Source organism: Roseomonas sp. TF40, from assembly GCF_057219975.1.
The window spans coordinates 857,195-872,482 of record NZ_JBXVVR010000001.1 but is presented as its reverse complement, the minus strand read 5'-3'; the positions used below and the strand labels follow the sequence as shown (position 1 = coordinate 872,482).

The following is a 15,288-nucleotide window of genomic DNA, read 5'->3' as shown; positions in this document are numbered from 1 at the left end:
CACGATAGGCCCCGCGCGGCGCGGGTCAAACCCCGCGCTTGCGGCGGCTGTGGCGGCATCGTAAGCGCCGCCCCGTGTTCGACCTGATCCCACCCCCCGTCCTGTTCTTCGCCCTCGGCGCGCTGGCTGCCGCCCTGCGCTCGGACCTGCATCTGCCCGATGCGCTGGCCAAGGCGCTCTCCGTCTACCTGATGGTCGCGATCGGCCTGAAGGGCGGGGCCGCCATCGCGACTCCGGGCGCGAGCGAGGGGCTGCTCGGTGCGCTGGCGGTGGGCATCGCGCTGTCCTTCCTGCTGCCGGTCCTGGCCTTCGGCCTGCTGCGCGCGGCCTCGCATCTGGACCGCGAGACGGCGGCGGCGGTCTCGGGCCATTACGGCTCGGTCAGCGTGGTGACCTTCGCCGCCGCGGTGGGCGCGCTGGAAGCCGCGCAGATGCCATCCGAGGGCTTCATGCCCGCCGTGCTGGCCGCGATGGAAACCCCCGCCATCGTCACCGCGCTGCTGCTCGCGCGGGCCGGTGGCGGCGTGGCGGAGAAGGGGCCGGGCGCGCCGCCCGCGCTGGGCAAGCTGCTGCGCGAGGTGCTGCTCTCGGGCTCCATCGTGCTGCTGCTGGGCGCCTTCTTCATCGGCTGGGCGGGTGGCGCCAAGGCCAAGGCGCAATTCGCCCCCTTCGTCGAGGGCCTCTTCCCCGGCGTGCTGGCGCTGTTCCTGCTCGAGATGGGGCTGCTGGCCGTGCGGCAGTTGCAGGCCGCGCCGCGCGGGCTGGATGCGCGGCTGATCGGCTTCGGGGTGGTGATGCCGCTGCTGGGCGGGCTGAGCGGCCTGTTCGGCGGCTGGCTGGTGGGGCTTTCCACCGGCGGCGTCGCGCTGATGGCGGTGCTGGCGGGGTCCGCCAGCTACATCGCCGTGCCGGCCGCGATGCGCATGGCGCTGCCGCGCGCCGATGCGGGCATCTATGTCACCCTCTCGCTTGCCGTCACATTCCCGGTCAACGTGATCCTCGGCATCCCGCTCTGGATCGCGGCCGCAAGAAAACTGATGGGGTGAGGCGACACATGCACGCGCGCAAGCGGATCGAGATCGTGATGGAGGCGGTGCGGGCCGAGCAGGTCACCGCCTGGCTCGACAATCTGGGGGCCAAGGGCTGGACGGTGCTGCCCGTCAGCGCCGGGCGCGGCCGGCAGGGGCTGCGCCGCGCCGGGGCGCCGGGCGGGATCTTCGACAATGTCGTGATCCTGTGCATTACCTCGGCGGAGGTCGCCGCCCGCGTGGTGGAACGGCAGGAGGAACTGCTCGGCGCGCGCCCCGCCATCGTCACGATCAGCGATTGCATGGTGCTGCGGCCGGATCACTTCGCCTGAGCGGCCGCACGCGCCATACTGCGCGGGTGCAGCGCGGGAGCCCCCCATGACCCTGGCCGGATTGTCCCTGAGGGACCTGGAATACCTGCTGGCCGTGGCGGAGCACCTCGCCTTCGGCCGCGCCGCGCAGGCCTGTTCCGTCAGCCAGCCCACCCTCTCCGCGCAGATCCGCAAGGTCGAGGACCTGCTGCATGTCGAGGTGTTCGAACGCACGCCCCGCGGCGTGCTGCTGACCACGCGCGGCGCCGAGGTGGTGGCCCAGGCGCGCATCGTGGTGGCCGAGGCGCGGCGGATGTTCGAGGTCGCGGCCGCTGGCGCCGGGCCGATGGAGGGCGGCTTCCGCCTCGGTGTCATCTCCACCCTCGGCCCCTATCTCGTGCCCTTCCTGCTCAAGCCGTTGCGCGAGCGATTCCCGCGCCTGAAGCTGATGCTGAGCGAGGGCATGACGCGCCAGCTGGCCCGCCAGGTCGAGGAAGGGGAGCTGGACGCCATCCTCGCCGCCTCGCCGCTCACCGGCGTGGACCTGACGGAGCTGCGCCTGTTCCGCGAGGAATTCGTGCTCGCCGTGCCGCGCGACCACGCGCTGGCGACGGTGGAGCGCGTGCGCCTGCCCGACGTGCCGGTGACCGACCTGATCCTGCTCTCGGAGGGCCATTGCTTGCGCGACCAGGCACTGGCGGTGTGCGGTGGCAGCGTGGGGGAGGACCGCCCGGAATTGCAGGCGGCGAGCCTGGAGACGCTGCGCCAGATGGTCGCGGCGGGCGTGGGCGTCTCCTTCATCCCGCAGCTTGCCGTGCAGATCGGCGCGCTGCTGGACGACATGGTGGCCTATCGGCGCATCGATGACGGCGCGATCGGGCGCGAGATCTCGCTGTTCCACCGCTCGGGTTTCAGCCGCATCCGCGATGCGCGGCTTTTGCGCCAGGCGATCCGCGACATCCTGGCGGAGCAGAGCGCGGTGAAGGTGGCGACCATCCTCAAATAGCCTCGGAGAACTGCAGCGCGGCGAGCCGGGCATAGAGCCCGCCCTCGCGCACCAGCGCCTCATGCGTGCCGGTGGCGACGATGCGCCCGGCCTCCAGCACCACGATGCGGTCCGCCTTGCGCACGGTCGCCAGGCGATGCGCCACCACCAGCGTCGTGCGGTTGCGGGAGAGGGTCTCCAGCGCCTGCTGCACGGCCTGCTCGCTCTCGGAATCCAGCGCGCTCGTTGCCTCGTCCAGCAGCAGGATCGGCGCGTCGCGCAGGATGGCGCGCGCGATGGCGATGCGCTGGCGCTGCCCGCCGGAGAGGGTGACGCCGCGCGCGCCGAGATGTGTGGCGAAACCCTGCGGCAGGGCGGCGATGAAGCGATCCGCCGCGGCGGCCTCGGCCGCGGCGGCGACCTCGGCATCGCTGGCCTCGGGCCGGCCATAGCGGATGTTCTCGGCGACCGTGGTGGAGAAGATCGCGGGCTCCTGCGGCACCAGGCCGATTCGCGCGCGCAGCGCGGCGGGGTCGACCGCCGCGATATCCACGCCATCCACCCTCACGCGCCCCGATTGCGGGTCGTAGAAGCGCAGCAGCAGCTGGAAGACGCTGGTCTTGCCCGCACCCGAGGGGCCGACCAGCGCCACCGTCTCGCCCGGCTCGATGGTCAGGGAGAAATCGTCCAGCGCGGGCGTCTCGGGCCGGGTCGGGTAGGTGAAGCGCACGCCCTCGAAGCAGACGCGACCGCGCGCGGGCTGCGGCAGCGTGAGCGGGGCCGCCGGCGCGGCGATGGCCGGCTGGGCGGCAAGGATGTCGAGCAGCCTGTCGGCCGCCGCCGCCGCGCGCTGGATCTCGCCCCAGAGCTCGCTCATCGTCGAGGCGGAGGAGGCCAGCAGCACGGCGTAGAAGACGAAGGCGGTCAGCTCGCCCCCCGTCATGCGCCCCGCCATCACGTCATGCCCGCCAACCCACAGCGCGAAGGTGATGGCGCCGAAGCCGAGCAGGATCACGATCAGCACCAGGGTGGCGCGCGTGGCGATGCGCTTGAGTGCGGCGCCGACCGAGGCCTCGACCTCGCGCCCGAAGCGCGCGCGGTCCTGCGCCTCATGCGTGAAGGCCTGCACGATGCGGATGCCGTTCAGCATCTCCTCCGCCGTCGCGGACAGGTCCGCCACGCGCTCCTGCGCCAGCTTGGAGAGCTTGCGCTCGCGCCGGCCGAAGACGATGAGCGGCACGACCACCAGCGGCAGCACCAGCAGCACGATGCCGGCGAGCTTCGCGCTGGTCAGCAGCAGCATGGTCAGCGCGCCGAGCCCGGTGATGGCGTTGCGTAGCCCCATCGAGATCGCCGAGCCGATCAGCGATTGCAGCAGCCCCACATCGGCCGTCATGCGGGAGAGGATGTCGCCGGTGCGCGCGGATTCGAAGAAGCTGGGCGAGAGCTTCAGCACATGGTCGAAGACGCGCTGGCGGAGATCCGCGGCCACACGCTCGCCGAGCCAGGAGACGAGGTAGTAGCGCGTGGCGGTGGCGAGCGCGAGCAGCGCCACGACGCTGCCCATGAAGAGCGCCGCCGAATCGAGACCTCGGGCACCCTCCGCGAAGCCTTCATCGATCAGCCGCTGCAGCCCCTGGCCGAGCATGAGGGTGAGGCCGGCCGCCAGCAGCAGCGCCGCGCCCGCGCCAAGCGCGCGGGCGAGGTAGGGGCGAAGCTGCGGCAGCAGCAGCCGCAGCGAGAGGATGGGGGCGCGCGGGGAAGGGCTCTTCACCGCGCGAAGGTGGCGCCGCGCCGGGCGCCCGGCAAGGCTACTTCAGGAAATCGGGCTCCAGCAGGCGGGGCAGCAGCAGCGCCATGTCGGGCCAGAGGATCAGCAGCGCCAGCACGCCCAGCATCGGCACCAGCATGATGCAGGTGTCCTTCAGCACATCCACCACCCGCATGCCCGCGATGGAGCAGGAGATCAGCAGACACAGCCCGTAGGGCGGCGTCACCAGCCCGAAGGCGAGGGAGACGATGCTGATCATGGCGAAGTGGATGGGGTGCATCCCGGCTGCCGCGGCGATCGGCTGCAGGATGGTGCCGACGATGATGATCGCCGGGATCGCATCCAGGAAGCAGCCGACGATCAGGAACACGGCAGCGATGAAGAAGCCCGTGGCGATGATCCCCATCTCCCAGCTGGAGACGCCGGCCAGCAGGCCTTCGGGGATCTTGTAGAAGGCGAGCAGCCAGCCGAAGGCGCTTGCCGTGCCGACGCAGAACAGCGTGATGGCGGCGAAGCGCCCGGTCTCGCTGAAGGCGTTGTAGAGGCCCTTCAGGTCGAGCTCGCGATAGACGACCAGCGACAGCACGCCGGCATAGAGCACGGCGATGCAGGCGGCTTCGGTCGCGGTGAACCAGCCGAAGATCTTGCCGCCGATGATGATGAAAGGGGTCATCAGCGCGGGGATCGAGATGAACAATGCGTGGCCGAGTTCACCCCATGTGGCCTTGGGATAGGTCGGGTAGCCGCGGCGCTTCGCATAGACATGCACGGTCGCCATCTGCACCAGGCCGAGCAGCAGCCCGGGCAGGATGCCGGCCAGGAACAGCCCGCCGATCGAGACCGTCAGCACCCCGCCCCAGACGATCATCAGGATCGAGGGCGGAATGACCACGGCGAGCACGGCGGAGACCGCCGTGATGGCGACGGAGAAGCTGTCGTCATAGCCCTCCTTGCGCTGCGCCTCGATGAACAGCTTGCCCTGGCTCGCCGCATCCGCGGTGGAACTGCCGGAGATGCCGGCGAAGAAGACCGAGAGCACGACGTTGATCTGCGCAAGCCCGCCGGGCAGATGCCCGACCAGGGAGCGCGACAATCGCACCAGCCGGTCGGTGATGCCGCCCGCCGTCATGAGGTTGGCCGCGAGCAGGAAGAAGGGCACCGCGAGCAGGATGAAGGAGTTGTAGGAGTTGAAGGTCTCCTGCACCAGGATCATCGGCCAGAGCCGGTCCTCGATCAGCAGCGGCGGCAGGCAGGCGAGGCCGAGCGCGACCGCGACCGGCACGCGCAGCGCCAGCAGCACGAAGAAGACGCCGAAGAGCAGCCAGGCGGCGTCGCCCGTGCCCAGGATGTTGCCGCCCATCAGCGCGCCCCGCCTTCGCCATGCAGCAGGATCTGCACATCGTCGTACATGCGCTCACCCGCGAAGATCAGCCAGGTGACGCCCGCGATCGGCCAGGCCATGTGGATGGTCCAGAGCGGCAGTTCCGCCAGTTCGCTGATCCGGTACCAGGCGGTGTCGGTGAATTCCCAGCCATAGATCACGAAGATCACCGCGAAGCCCAGCACCGCGAGCCCGGCGAGGATGTCCATCGCCGCCTTGGTGCGCCCGCTGAGCTTGTCGAAGAGATCGACGGTGAAGTGCGTGCCCTCGCGCACGCCGAGCATGGCGCCGATCATCACCATCCAGACCAGCAGGAAGCGCGAGGCTTCTTCCGTCCAGATGTAGCGCGGCAGCAACTCGGTGAAGCGCGAGAAGATCTGCATCGAGACCGGGATGATGATGACGGCGACCGTCAGCACCAGCAGCAGGTCCAGCAGCCGCGCATAGATCTCGGTGATGCGACGAAAGGCGCCACGCGCGCCATGGGGCGCCATGCGGGAATATCCTTGCAGCGGAAGAAGAAACGGGAAGGGGCGGGGTGGCGCCGGCCACCCCGCCCGCGCCGTCACGAGGTCAGCGCATTGATGCGGCTGTAGATGCCCTCGGCATCGATCTCGCGCGCATAGGCGGCCATCACCGGGTTCACGGCGGCGTTCATCGCCGCGCGCTCGGTGAAGGGCACGCGGCGCAGCCGGCCCGCGGCCTCGAGGGCCGTGACCTTCTGCTCATCCTCGGTGCTCTCGGTGACGCGGCCGAAGGTGCCGGCCTCCTTGCCCGCGCGCCTGATCGCGTCCTGCAGCTCGCGCGGCAGGCGGGCGAGCGTCTGCACCGAGAAGCAGAGCGGGCGGATGGTTATGGCGTGCTGCGTCATCAGCAGGTTCGGCCCGACCTCATAGAAGCGCATCTGCTCGACGCCCGCGGCCTCGTTCTCGCCGGCCTCGATGACGTTGTTCTGGATGGCGTTGTAGACCTCGTTGTAGGCGATGACCTGCGGCGCCATGCCGATCGCCTGGAAGGTGCGGCTCCAGATCGGCGCGCCCTGCACGCGCACGCGCAGGCCGCGCAGCTCCGCCATGTTGCGGGCCGGGCGGTTGGAGAAGATGTTGCGCACGCCCCCGCCCGCATAGCCGATCAGCGCCACGCGCGCGCGGCGTTCGACCTCATCGGCCACCGGCTTCAGCAGGTCGGCCTCCAGCACCTGGTTCCAATGCGCGAGGTCGCGGAACAGGAAGGGCGCATCGATGAAGGGCGCGGCGCGGCTGAAGGTGGACATGTGCGCGGGGCTGACGATGGCGTAGTCCACCGCGCGGCCGGCCGACATGTACTCGAAGAACTGCTTCTCGAGACCGAGCGAGCTGTTCTTGTGCATCACGAAGTTCACGGGCCGGCCGTAATACTGCTTCACCAGCTCCTCGAACCGCGTCATGCAGCGGTTGAAGACGTGGTCGTCGTTGAACTGGCTTGCGCCGTTCAGCGTGATCGGGGCCTGCGCGCGCACCACATTGGGGGCGGCAAGCAGGCCGGAGGCGGCGGCGAGGCCGCCCAGCAATACGCGACGTTCCATGGACATCTTCCCCTATCAGGCCCGGGTCTGCGCCCGGGAGCGGCGAGAGGCTAGCGCGGCTTCGGGGCGTTTGGAAACCACCCAGTTACCCGACCCATTTCATCAGGTGCCGGGCGGCGAGGCAGAGCGTGCCATCGGCCTTGCGCACCTCGCAGACGGCCTCGGACCGGCCCCGCACCGGGTCCAGCAATTCGACCCGGTAGATCGCCTCCAGCGTGTCGCCGATGAAGGCCGGGGCGAGGAAGCGCACGCGATCATAGCCGAGCGAGACCGGCACGCCCTCGGCGCCCGCGGCGATGGCGCGGTGCGCGATGGCGGATGCGGTGGAGGAGAGCAGGCCCAGCACCAGCGCGCCATGCGCGATGCGCTGGCCGAAGGCGGTCTTCGCCGCATAGGCGGCATCGACATGCAGCGGGTCGTGGTCGCCGGTGACCTCGGCGGTCAGCAGGAAGTCACGCTCCGTCAACGTCTTGCGGAAGCGCGCCTCCGCGCCGGCTGCCAGGCCGAGCTTCATCCGAAAAGCGCGGCGAGGCGCGCCGAGCGGGCCTTGCCCGGCTTCGCCGCCAACTCGGCCGCCAGCCCCATGCGCGGCGCGGCGAAGAGCCGTGCGTCCATCATGTGCAGCTCGGGCGAGATCGCCGGGCGGAACCCCATGCGCGCGACCACGCTTTCCACCGTGAGGCCCGGCGCGATCTCGATCATCTCGGGCCCCTCCGCGCCGAGCCGGAACACGGCGCTTTCCGTCACGTAGAGCACGGGCTGGCCGCGCTGCGCGGCGTAGCGGCCGGAGAAGGTCACCTGCTCCACCTGCGCCACCGCCTTGGGCTTGCCGCCCGCGGTCAGCGTGCCGCCGAAGATCACGGATTTCGCGTTCTGGGAGATGTTGATGAACCCGCCCGGCCCGATCAGCTTGTCCCCGAAACGACTGACATTGACGTTGCCCTGCGCATCGAACTCCGCGAAGGAGAGGAAGGCGAGGTCGATCCCCCCCCCATCGTAGAAATCGAACTGGTAGGGCTGGTCGAGCTGCGCATCGGGGTTCATCGCCGCCCCCGCCTCATTCCCGCTGGCCGGGGCGCCGCCGACATTGCCCTGCTCATTGGTCAGGCAGATGGCGTCCAGGCAGCCTTCCTCCGCCGCGACATTGGCGATGCCGGTGAAGATGCCCGAGCCGAGATTGCAGACGGCGCCGGGATACAGTTCCAGCGCGCCGCGCCGCGCCACCACCTTGCGCGCATCGAGCGGCAGCGCCGGGATGTCGTCGAGCGGGATGCGGTACTCGCCCGAATAGGCGGGCGAATAGGGCGTGGCGAAGGTCTGCGCCTGGTCCGGCACGACGACGACGAGATCGACCAGGATGCCCGGGATCTTCACCATCTTCGGGTGCAGGCTGCCGCGCCGCACCACGCGCTTGACCTGCACCACCACCACGCCGCCGCAGCGCTTCGTCGCCTGCGCCTCGCTCAGCATCTCGAGCGTCACGGCCTCCTGCTCCATGGAGATGTTGCCATCCTCATCGGCCGTGGTGCCGCGCAGGAAGGCGACGTCCACATGGTAGGGCTTGTAGAAGAGCATCTCCTCGCCCGCGAAGGTCACCAGCTGCACAAGCTCCTCGCGCGCCGAGGGGCTCTGCCGCCCGCCCTCCAGCCGCGGATCGACGAAGGTGTGCAGGCCGGTCTTGGTCAGCAGCCCCGCGCGGCCCGCCGCCATCTCGCGCATCAACTGGCTGAGCGCGCCCTGCGGCAGGGACCAGGCCTCGATCTCGTCGCGCAGCGCCATCGCGCCCATGGGCGGGCTGTTCACATAGCTGCCGGCGATGCTGCGCTTCACCAGGCCGCGCTGCGCCAGATGCCCGGTGCCGCGTTCCTTGCCGTCGCCCAGGCCCACCGGATGCAGCAGGGTGAGGTCGCGCGGGCTCGCCTGGTCGCGGAAGCGTTGGCCCAGCGCCGCGAGCAGCGCATCCGGCACGGCATGGCCGCCGCCCGAACCGCCGATCAGCAGCGTGTCGCCATCCCGCAGCACCGAGGCCGCCTCCGCCGCGCTTACCTTCCGCATCCTGCCCGTTTCCTCGACCCTTCTTCGCGCTACTCTATCCGCCAACGGCGCGGAGGAAAGAGCCATGGATGGCGAGGTGACATTGGCGGTCGCCGATGGCGTGGCGACGCTCACCCTGGATCGTCCCGCCAAGCACAATGCCATCACCAATGCGATGGCTGGGCAGTTGGCGGCGCATGCGCACCGCATCAATGCCGATCCTGCCATCCGCGCGGTGCTGCTGCGGGGTGGCGGGGCGCGCGCCTTCTGCGCGGGGATGGATCTGCGCGCCATCGAGGCCTTCGCCACCGCCTGGGATTTCCGCCACCGCCCGGACTATCCCGGTGCCGTGCGCAGCCTCCGCAAGCCGGTGGTGGCCGCGCTGCGCGGCTGGGCGCTGGGCGGCGGGTTCGAACTCGCGCTGGCCGCCGATATCCGCATCGCCGCCGAGAGCACGCGCATCGGCTTTCCGGAGGTGACTCGCGGCTGGGTCGGCGGCGGCGGCGCCTCGCAGATGCTGCCGCGCGTGGCGGGCTTCGGCCAGGCGATGCGGCTGCTGCTGACGGGCGAGCAGATCGATGCGGCCGAGGCGCTGCGGCTGCGCCTGGTCGAGCAGGTGGTGGCGGAAGAGGCGCTGCTGCCGACGGCGGAGGCGCTGTGCGCGCGCCTCGCCGCGCTGCCGCCTGTCGCGGTGCAGGCCGTGAAGGCGGCGGTGCGGCATTCGCTGGAGGCGCCGCTGGGCGCCGGGCTTGCCTATGAGAACGAGATGAACGTGCTCTGCCTCGCGGCGTTGCGGGAGGGCGCGCGGCCATGATCCGCCTCGGCATCGTCGGTCTCGGCATGGCGGTGCAGCCGCACATGCTCGCGATCCGTGACCTGGAGCAGGCGGGGCGCCTGCGCCTCATGGGGGGCTACGCGCCGAGTGCCGCGCGGCGCGAGGCCTTCGCCGCCCGCTGGCAGGCGCCGGTCTTCGGCGCGCTCGACCCGCTCCTCGCCAGCAGCGACCTGGTGCTGGTGCTCACGCCCCCCGGCGCGCATCTGCCCGTTGCCGAGGCCGCGGCGAAGGCGGGCAGGCATCTGCTGGTGGAAAAGCCGCTCGAGATCACCACGGCGCGGGCCGAGGCGCTGGTGGCGCTGGCGCAGGCGGCGGGTGTGCAACTCGGCGTGGTCTTCCAGCACCGCTTCCGCCCGGCCGCGCTGCGGCTGAAGGCGGCGATCGCGGGCGGGGCGCTCGGCACGCTGCTCTCCTGCTCCGCGAGCATCCGCTGGTGGCGCGACGCCGCCTATTTCGCCCAGGCCGGGCGCGGGATGAAGGCGCGTGACGGCGGCGGCGTGCTGCTGACGCAGGCGATCCATACGCTCGACCTGCTGCTGCACCTGGCTGGCCCCGTCGCGCAGCTTGGTGCCTTCGCGCGGACCTCCGGCCTGCGCGCCATCGACACCGAGGACATCGCCGCCGCCACGCTGCGCTTCGCGTCTGGCGCGATGGGTGTGCTGGATGCGACCACGGTGGCCGAGCCCGGCTTCCCCGAGCGCATCGAGATCGCCGGCACCGGCGGCAGCGCGCTACTGGTGGCGGAACGGCTGGAACTGCATGTGAAGGGCCAGCCGGTGGAGATCCTGGATCGCGGCGCGGCGGGCGGCGGCGGGGCGGACCCGATGGCCTTCGACCACGGCCCGCACCGCGCGATGCTCGCCGAGATGCTCGACGCCATCAGCGAGGACCGCGCGCCCAGCCATGCCGGCGTCACCGGCCTGCCGGTGCTGCGGCTGATCGATGCCGTGCTGGCGAGCGCGGCGTCGGGCCGGTTCGAATCGGTCGGCTGAGATGGCGCAGCGCCGTGCGGATATCGCGCCGGAGCGGCTTGCGGCGCTGAATGCCGGCGTGGCGGAGGCTCGGACGCTGGTCGAGATGCTCGCCATCGACCACGGGGCGCTGCTGCGCGCGGTGCGGCCCGACCTCGCCAGATCGCCGCAACCCGTCGCGGCGGGGGAGGGGATCACGCGGCGCATGGCCGCGATGGGGGACTTCCTGCTGCGCGAGGTCGGATACGCGGCGCTGCCGGGCTTCGCGGCGCATCCTTCGGATACGGTGCGCGGCTGGGCGGCCCATGTGATCGGCGCGGCGCCGCTCGATCTTGCCGCGCGCCTCGTGGCCATGCGCCCGCTCGCGGATGATGCCAATGCCGGCGTGCGCGAATGGGCCTGGCTGGCGCTGCGCCCGGCCATCTTCGCGCAGACGGAGGAGGCCCTTCGCCTGCTCACGCCCTGGACTGCCGAACCTTCCGCAAATCTGCGTCGTTTCGCGAGCGAGGCCACGCGCCCGCGCGGCGTGTGGGCCGCGCATCTGCCGCTGCTGCGCCAGGATCCCGCGCGGGGCGAGGCGATCCTGGAGCCGCTGCGCGCCGACCCCGCGCGCTATGTGCAGGATTCCGTGGCGAACTGGATCAACGACGCGGCGAAGGACCGGCCCGATTGGGCGCAGGCGCTCTGTGCGCGCTGGCGGCGCGAAAGCCCCGGCGCGGCGACCGCGCGCATCTGCAAGCGTGGCCTGCGTTCGATTCAGGCGTGAACCATCAGGTCGTTCTCGCCCTTCTGCACCACCTCGTCCTTCTGGTTCACCAGTTCGAACCCCAGCGTGACGATGCCGCGCGCGGGGTTCTTCGTCAGCCGTTTGCCGAGCACGCGGATGCGCGCGGCGATGCGATCCCCCACCAGGATCGGGCCGGTGAAGGACCAGCGCCAGTTGAGCGAGACGATCGCGGCGAAGCGCACCGGTGCGCGGTTCTTCAGCCCGTCGCAGAGGGCGAGGCCCAGCAGCCCATGCGCGACGCGGCCCGGATAGCCCAGCGCCTGCGCGTAGCTGTCATCCATGTGGATGTCGTAGAAATCGCCGGTCAGGCCCGCGAAGGCGACGATATGCGCCTCCGTCACCACGATCCCGCCCGTCTCATAGGCAAGGTCATCGGCGATCTGGCCGTAGCGCAGCAGCGCGGGGTCGAGCTTCATAGCCGGTGCAGGTGCAGGCCGCCGTCGATGTGGAAAGCATCGCCGGTGGAGAAGGGAATGGCGCCGGTGAGCAGCCCCGCGATGGCCTTCGCCACATCCGCCGGCTCGCCCCAGCGGCGGATCGGCGTGATGCCCTCGGCGATGCGCGCGCTGTAGCGCTCGGCGACGGGCGCGGTCATGTCGGTGCGGATGATGCCGGGCCGGATCTCGAAGACCGGGATGCCATCTTCCGCGAGGCGAAAGGCCAGGCAGCGCGCCACCATGCTGACTGCCGCCTTGCTCGCGCTGTATTCGGTGCGCTCGGGGCTGGCGATGGTGGCGTTGGCGGAGGAGATGAAGACCGCCCCGCGCGGCCCGCGCATCGGCGCGCCCTTCGCCACCATCCGCTTCGCCACCTCCTGCGTGACGAAGAAGGGCGCGCGCGTGTTCACGGCCATGGCGCGGTCCCAGCTTTCGGGCGTCATCGCCAGCGCATCGCCGCGCACCATGGCCCCCACGCCGGCATTGTTCACCACGGCCTCGAGCCCGCCGCGCGTGGCCCAGGCCCATTCGACCAGCGGCGGAATGGCGTGGGTCTCCGCCAGGTTGGCCAGGCGGAAGGCGAAGAAGCCGCCCGCTTCCTCCACCGCCGCCTGCGTCTCGGCCGCGCCCTCGCGCTCCACATCGCAGCCGAGCACGTCATAGCCCGCGCCGGCGAGGGCCACGCAGATGGCGCGCCCGATCCCCCGCCGCGCGCCCGTCACCAGAACCACCGGCCGGCTCATCCCAGAATCTCCCGTGCCATGATCACCCGCTGGATCTGGTTCGTGCCTTCGTAGATCTGCGTGATCTTCGCGTCGCGATAGAGCCGCTCCACCGTCACGCCGCGGATGAAGCCGCTGCCGCCGTGGATCTGCACGGCATCCGCCGTGCGCGCCACGGCGGCGTCACTCGCAAAACACTTCGCCATGCTCGCGGCGAGCGTCGCGCGCTCCCCGGCATCCATCTTGCGCGCGGCGTCCTGCACCAGCAGCCGCGCGGCCTGCGCATCCTTCGCCATGTCCGCGATCATGAAGCGGATCGCCTGCTGCTCCGCGATCGGGCGGCCGAACTGCACGCGCGCCTTGGCGTAGCGCACGCTTTCCTCCAGCGCGGATTGCAGGATGCCGAGCGCGAGCGCCGCGATGCCGATGCGCCCCTTGTCGAGCACCGACATCATCATGTGGAAGCCGCGCCCCTCCGGCCCCAGCAGCGCCCCGGCAGGCAGGCGCACATCCTCGAAGAGCAGGCCGCCGACGGGCGAGGCGCGCTGGCCCATCTTGTGCTCCGCGCGCAGCCGGGTGACGCCCGGCGCGTGCAGATCGACCAGGAAGATCGACATGCCGCGATGCCCCGCGGCCGGGTCGGTGCGCGCCAGCACCGCGGCGAAATCGGCGCGCGGCGCCATGTGGATCCACAGCTTCTCGCCGCGCAGCAGCCAATCCGCGCCATCGCGCCGAGCGGTGGTTTTCAGCGCGGCAAGGTCGGATCCCGCCTCGGCCTCGGTCAGCGCATAGGCGCAGGAGAGTTCGTAGCGCAGCAGCGGCGCCAGATACTGCGCGCGCTGGGCCTCCGTGCCGTGCTCGCTGAGCAAGGTGGCGAGCAACTCCACCAGACCGACCTGATCGGCCACGCTGGCATAGCCGCGCGAGAGTTCCTCCATGACGATGGCATAGGCCTCGACCCCCGCCGCGGCGCCGCCCATCGCCTCGGGCACGGTGATGCCGAGCAGGCCGAGCCGCGCGAGGTTCTCGTAGATGTCGCGCGGGAACTCTTCACGCTCGTCGAGCGCGGCGGCGCGGGGCGCGACCTCCGCTTCCGCGAAGCGGCGCACGGTGTCGCGCAGCGCCTCCAACTCCTGGCCCATGCTTTCCTCCAGGCCGCAGCATGGCGCGGCTCAGCGCCACACGGAAGGGCGGATGGAGGTGGCGAGCACCGCGCCATAGGCGGTCAGGCCCAGCGCCACACCAAGGAACTGCCCCTCCAGCTCCCAGAACTGCCCCAGCACCCACCCGCCGCCGACCGCGCAGCCGAGCCGCGCCAGCGCCGCCGCCGTCGGCCAGCGCATCCGCCCCGCGCCGAGCGAGGCGAAATACAGCGCCATGCCGAGCCCGAAGGCGCCATAGGCCGGCCCGATGATGCCCAGCGCCCGCGCCGCGATCTCGACCACCGCCGGGTCGTCGGTGAAGGCGCGCGCGAACTGCACCGGGAAGAAACCCACGACGAGGCCGATGCCGCCGGCGAAGACGAAGGCCATGCCCCCGCCCGTCCAGGCGATGCGCCGCGCCTCCGCCCAATTGCCCGCGCCCACGGCGCGCCCGACCAGCGCCGTCAGCGCCGAGCCGATGGAGAAGGCGAGCGGGATGATGAGGAATTCGAGCCGCGCCGAGATGCCATAGCCCGCCACCACCGCCGCCCCGCGCGTCGCAAGCTGCGCCGTGACGAGGATGGTCGTGAGGTTCGACAGCGTGGCCAGCAGGCAGGCCACCAGCCCCACCTTCAGGATGCGCCAGAACATGGTGCGCGAGGGCCGCACCGCGAGGTTCGGCAGGAAGCCCGCGCCGCCGCGCAGCACGGCCAGCGCGAGCACCGCCGTCGCGATCCAGAACACCGTGCCCAGCGCCGCGCCCAGCCCGGCCAGGCCCATGCCGAAGGGTTCCGCCAGCAGCCAGGCGAGCAGCGGATAGGCGCCCCAGGCCACCACCAGCACCCGTGCGGCCAGCGCGTGCCGCCCCCCGCCGCGCAGCACGGAGGCGAGCGTGTTCATCAGCCAGACCGGCACCGCCCCCAGCCCGAAGAGCCAGGTGGCGTAGAGCGCCGCCCCCTCCGCCGCCTCGGCGCCGCCGATCAGGCCCAGAATCGCGCGGGGCGCCAGGGCGAGGGGCAGGGCGAAGAGCAGGCCGCCGGCCAGCGCGATCCAGGCCGCATGCACCACCAGCGCCGAGGCTTCCTCCCGCCGCCCGCCGCCCAGCGCGCGCGCGATGGCCGAGACGACGCCGCCGCCCATGGCGCCCGCCGACATCATCTGCATGAGCAGCGCGAAGGGCAGCACCACAGCCCAGCCCGCCAGCGCCGCCGTGCCCTGGCGCGCCGCGATCCACATCTCCGCGAGCTGCGCGGCCGCCTGCAGCAGCGAGCCGAGCGCGGTCGGCGCCGCCAAAGCGAGGATGGCGCGGGCGCGGTTCAC

Annotated in this window: 16 protein-coding genes; 6 read left to right on the top strand and 10 right to left on the bottom strand. The window is 71.4% G+C overall.

The features are described from left to right. Window positions 1–74 precede the first annotated feature (74 nt). The 3 genes from AC2D9U_RS03735 to AC2D9U_RS03725 all read left to right on the top strand — a co-directional run bounded on the left by AC2D9U_RS03735 (window position 75) and on the right by AC2D9U_RS03725 (window position 2,345). Complete coding sequence (locus tag AC2D9U_RS03735; protein ID WP_484746592.1) at window positions 75–1,046, top strand: sodium-dependent bicarbonate transport family permease; 972 nt, start codon at window positions 75–77, stop codon at window positions 1,044–1,046. 8 nt (window positions 1,047–1,054) lie between these two features. Continuing rightward, window positions 1,055–1,360, top strand: coding sequence for a P-II family nitrogen regulator (locus AC2D9U_RS03730; protein WP_484746591.1), 306 nt, complete (start codon window positions 1,055–1,057; stop codon window positions 1,358–1,360). 61 nt (window positions 1,361–1,421) lie between these two features. Continuing rightward, complete coding sequence (locus AC2D9U_RS03725; protein ID WP_484746589.1) at window positions 1,422–2,345, top strand: LysR substrate-binding domain-containing protein; 924 nt, start codon at window positions 1,422–1,424, stop codon at window positions 2,343–2,345. Here AC2D9U_RS03725 and AC2D9U_RS03720 read toward each other — a convergent pair. The 6 genes from AC2D9U_RS03720 to AC2D9U_RS03695 all read right to left on the bottom strand — a co-directional run bounded on the left by AC2D9U_RS03720 (window position 2,338) and on the right by AC2D9U_RS03695 (window position 9,095). Then, window positions 2,338–4,098, bottom strand: coding sequence for an ABC transporter transmembrane domain-containing protein (locus AC2D9U_RS03720; RefSeq protein ID WP_484746588.1), 1,761 nt, complete (start codon window positions 4,096–4,098; stop codon window positions 2,338–2,340). The two genes, AC2D9U_RS03725 and AC2D9U_RS03720, sit on opposite strands and share 8 nt — an antisense overlap. Before the next feature lie 37 nt (window positions 4,099–4,135). Continuing rightward, window positions 4,136–5,455 (bottom strand): TRAP transporter large permease, encoded by a 1,320-nt coding sequence (locus AC2D9U_RS03715; RefSeq protein ID WP_484746587.1) that lies wholly within the window; start codon window positions 5,453–5,455, stop codon window positions 4,136–4,138. Continuing rightward, window positions 5,455–5,970, bottom strand: coding sequence for a TRAP transporter small permease (locus AC2D9U_RS03710; RefSeq protein ID WP_484746586.1), 516 nt, complete (start codon window positions 5,968–5,970; stop codon window positions 5,455–5,457). The genes AC2D9U_RS03715 and AC2D9U_RS03710 overlap by 1 nt, the downstream gene beginning before the upstream one ends. A 71-nt stretch (window positions 5,971–6,041) precedes the next feature. Beyond that, window positions 6,042–7,040: a TRAP transporter substrate-binding protein gene (locus AC2D9U_RS03705; RefSeq protein ID WP_484746585.1), complete on the bottom strand. Its 999-nt coding sequence runs from the start codon at window positions 7,038–7,040 to the stop codon at window positions 6,042–6,044. Between the two features lie 85 nt (window positions 7,041–7,125). Beyond that, window positions 7,126–7,554, bottom strand: a complete 429-nt coding sequence (locus AC2D9U_RS03700) for a MaoC/PaaZ C-terminal domain-containing protein (protein ID WP_484746583.1) — start codon at window positions 7,552–7,554, stop codon at window positions 7,126–7,128. Further along, window positions 7,551–9,095, bottom strand: coding sequence for an acyl CoA:acetate/3-ketoacid CoA transferase (locus tag AC2D9U_RS03695; RefSeq protein WP_484746581.1), 1,545 nt, complete (start codon window positions 9,093–9,095; stop codon window positions 7,551–7,553). The genes AC2D9U_RS03700 and AC2D9U_RS03695 overlap by 4 nt, the downstream gene beginning before the upstream one ends. A 64-nt stretch (window positions 9,096–9,159) precedes the next feature. Here AC2D9U_RS03695 and AC2D9U_RS03690 point away from each other — a divergent pair, with 64 nt between their 5' ends. Genes AC2D9U_RS03690 through AC2D9U_RS03680 form a run of 3 tightly spaced genes read left to right on the top strand, consistent with a single transcriptional unit; the run spans window position 9,160 to window position 11,646 of the window. Then, window positions 9,160–9,888 (top strand): enoyl-CoA hydratase/isomerase family protein, encoded by a 729-nt coding sequence (locus AC2D9U_RS03690; protein ID WP_484746579.1) that lies wholly within the window; start codon window positions 9,160–9,162, stop codon window positions 9,886–9,888. Beyond that, complete coding sequence (locus AC2D9U_RS03685; protein WP_484746578.1) at window positions 9,885–10,901, top strand: Gfo/Idh/MocA family protein; 1,017 nt, start codon at window positions 9,885–9,887, stop codon at window positions 10,899–10,901. The genes AC2D9U_RS03690 and AC2D9U_RS03685 overlap by 4 nt, the downstream gene beginning before the upstream one ends. A 1-nt stretch (window position 10,902) precedes the next feature. Beyond that, window positions 10,903–11,646 (top strand): DNA alkylation repair protein, encoded by a 744-nt coding sequence (locus AC2D9U_RS03680; protein WP_484746576.1) that lies wholly within the window; start codon window positions 10,903–10,905, stop codon window positions 11,644–11,646. Here the strand turns inward: AC2D9U_RS03680 and AC2D9U_RS03675 are convergent. From AC2D9U_RS03675 to AC2D9U_RS03660, 4 genes are read right to left on the bottom strand one after another with little or no spacing between them, the layout of a single operon-like run. Further along, a complete protein-coding gene (locus AC2D9U_RS03675; RefSeq protein WP_484746575.1) occupies window positions 11,637–12,083 on the bottom strand; it encodes a MaoC/PaaZ C-terminal domain-containing protein in 447 nt (148 codons plus the stop codon). The genes AC2D9U_RS03680 and AC2D9U_RS03675 overlap by 10 nt on opposite strands. Next, window positions 12,080–12,847 carry a 3-ketoacyl-ACP reductase gene (locus tag AC2D9U_RS03670; RefSeq protein ID WP_484746573.1) on the bottom strand — a complete coding sequence of 256 codons (768 nt, stop codon included), beginning with the start codon at window positions 12,845–12,847 and terminating at the stop codon, window positions 12,080–12,082. Before AC2D9U_RS03670 ends, AC2D9U_RS03675 begins: the two co-directional genes overlap by 4 nt. Then, entirely contained in the window at window positions 12,844–13,968 is a 1,125-nt protein-coding gene (locus AC2D9U_RS03665; RefSeq protein ID WP_484746572.1) for an acyl-CoA dehydrogenase family protein, read from the bottom strand. Before AC2D9U_RS03665 ends, AC2D9U_RS03670 begins: the two co-directional genes overlap by 4 nt. A gap of 30 nt (window positions 13,969–13,998) precedes the next feature. Continuing rightward, window positions 13,999–15,288, bottom strand: a complete 1,290-nt coding sequence (locus AC2D9U_RS03660; protein WP_484746570.1) for an MATE family efflux transporter — start codon at window positions 15,286–15,288, stop codon at window positions 13,999–14,001.

Coding starts and splice junctions, on each gene's coding strand:
- AC2D9U_RS03665 (WP_484746572.1), bottom strand. CDS start 13,968: ATGGGCCAGGAGTTGGAGGCGCTGCGCGACACCGTGCGCCGCTTCGCG.
- AC2D9U_RS03690 (WP_484746579.1), top strand. CDS start 9,160: ATGGATGGCGAGGTGACATTGGCGGTCGCCGATGGCGTGGCGACGCTC.
- AC2D9U_RS03730 (WP_484746591.1), top strand. CDS start 1,055: ATGCACGCGCGCAAGCGGATCGAGATCGTGATGGAGGCGGTGCGGGCC.
- AC2D9U_RS03680 (WP_484746576.1), top strand. CDS start 10,903: ATGGCGCAGCGCCGTGCGGATATCGCGCCGGAGCGGCTTGCGGCGCTG.
- AC2D9U_RS03695 (WP_484746581.1), bottom strand. CDS start 9,095: ATGCGGAAGGTAAGCGCGGCGGAGGCGGCCTCGGTGCTGCGGGATGGC.
- AC2D9U_RS03710 (WP_484746586.1), bottom strand. CDS start 5,970: ATGGCGCCCCATGGCGCGCGTGGCGCCTTTCGTCGCATCACCGAGATC.
- AC2D9U_RS03670 (WP_484746573.1), bottom strand. CDS start 12,847: ATGAGCCGGCCGGTGGTTCTGGTGACGGGCGCGCGGCGGGGGATCGGG.
- AC2D9U_RS03675 (WP_484746575.1), bottom strand. CDS start 12,083: ATGAAGCTCGACCCCGCGCTGCTGCGCTACGGCCAGATCGCCGATGAC.
- AC2D9U_RS03705 (WP_484746585.1), bottom strand. CDS start 7,040: ATGGAACGTCGCGTATTGCTGGGCGGCCTCGCCGCCGCCTCCGGCCTG.
- AC2D9U_RS03685 (WP_484746578.1), top strand. CDS start 9,885: ATGATCCGCCTCGGCATCGTCGGTCTCGGCATGGCGGTGCAGCCGCAC.
- AC2D9U_RS03715 (WP_484746587.1), bottom strand. CDS start 5,455: ATGGGCGGCAACATCCTGGGCACGGGCGACGCCGCCTGGCTGCTCTTC.
- AC2D9U_RS03700 (WP_484746583.1), bottom strand. CDS start 7,554: ATGAAGCTCGGCCTGGCAGCCGGCGCGGAGGCGCGCTTCCGCAAGACG.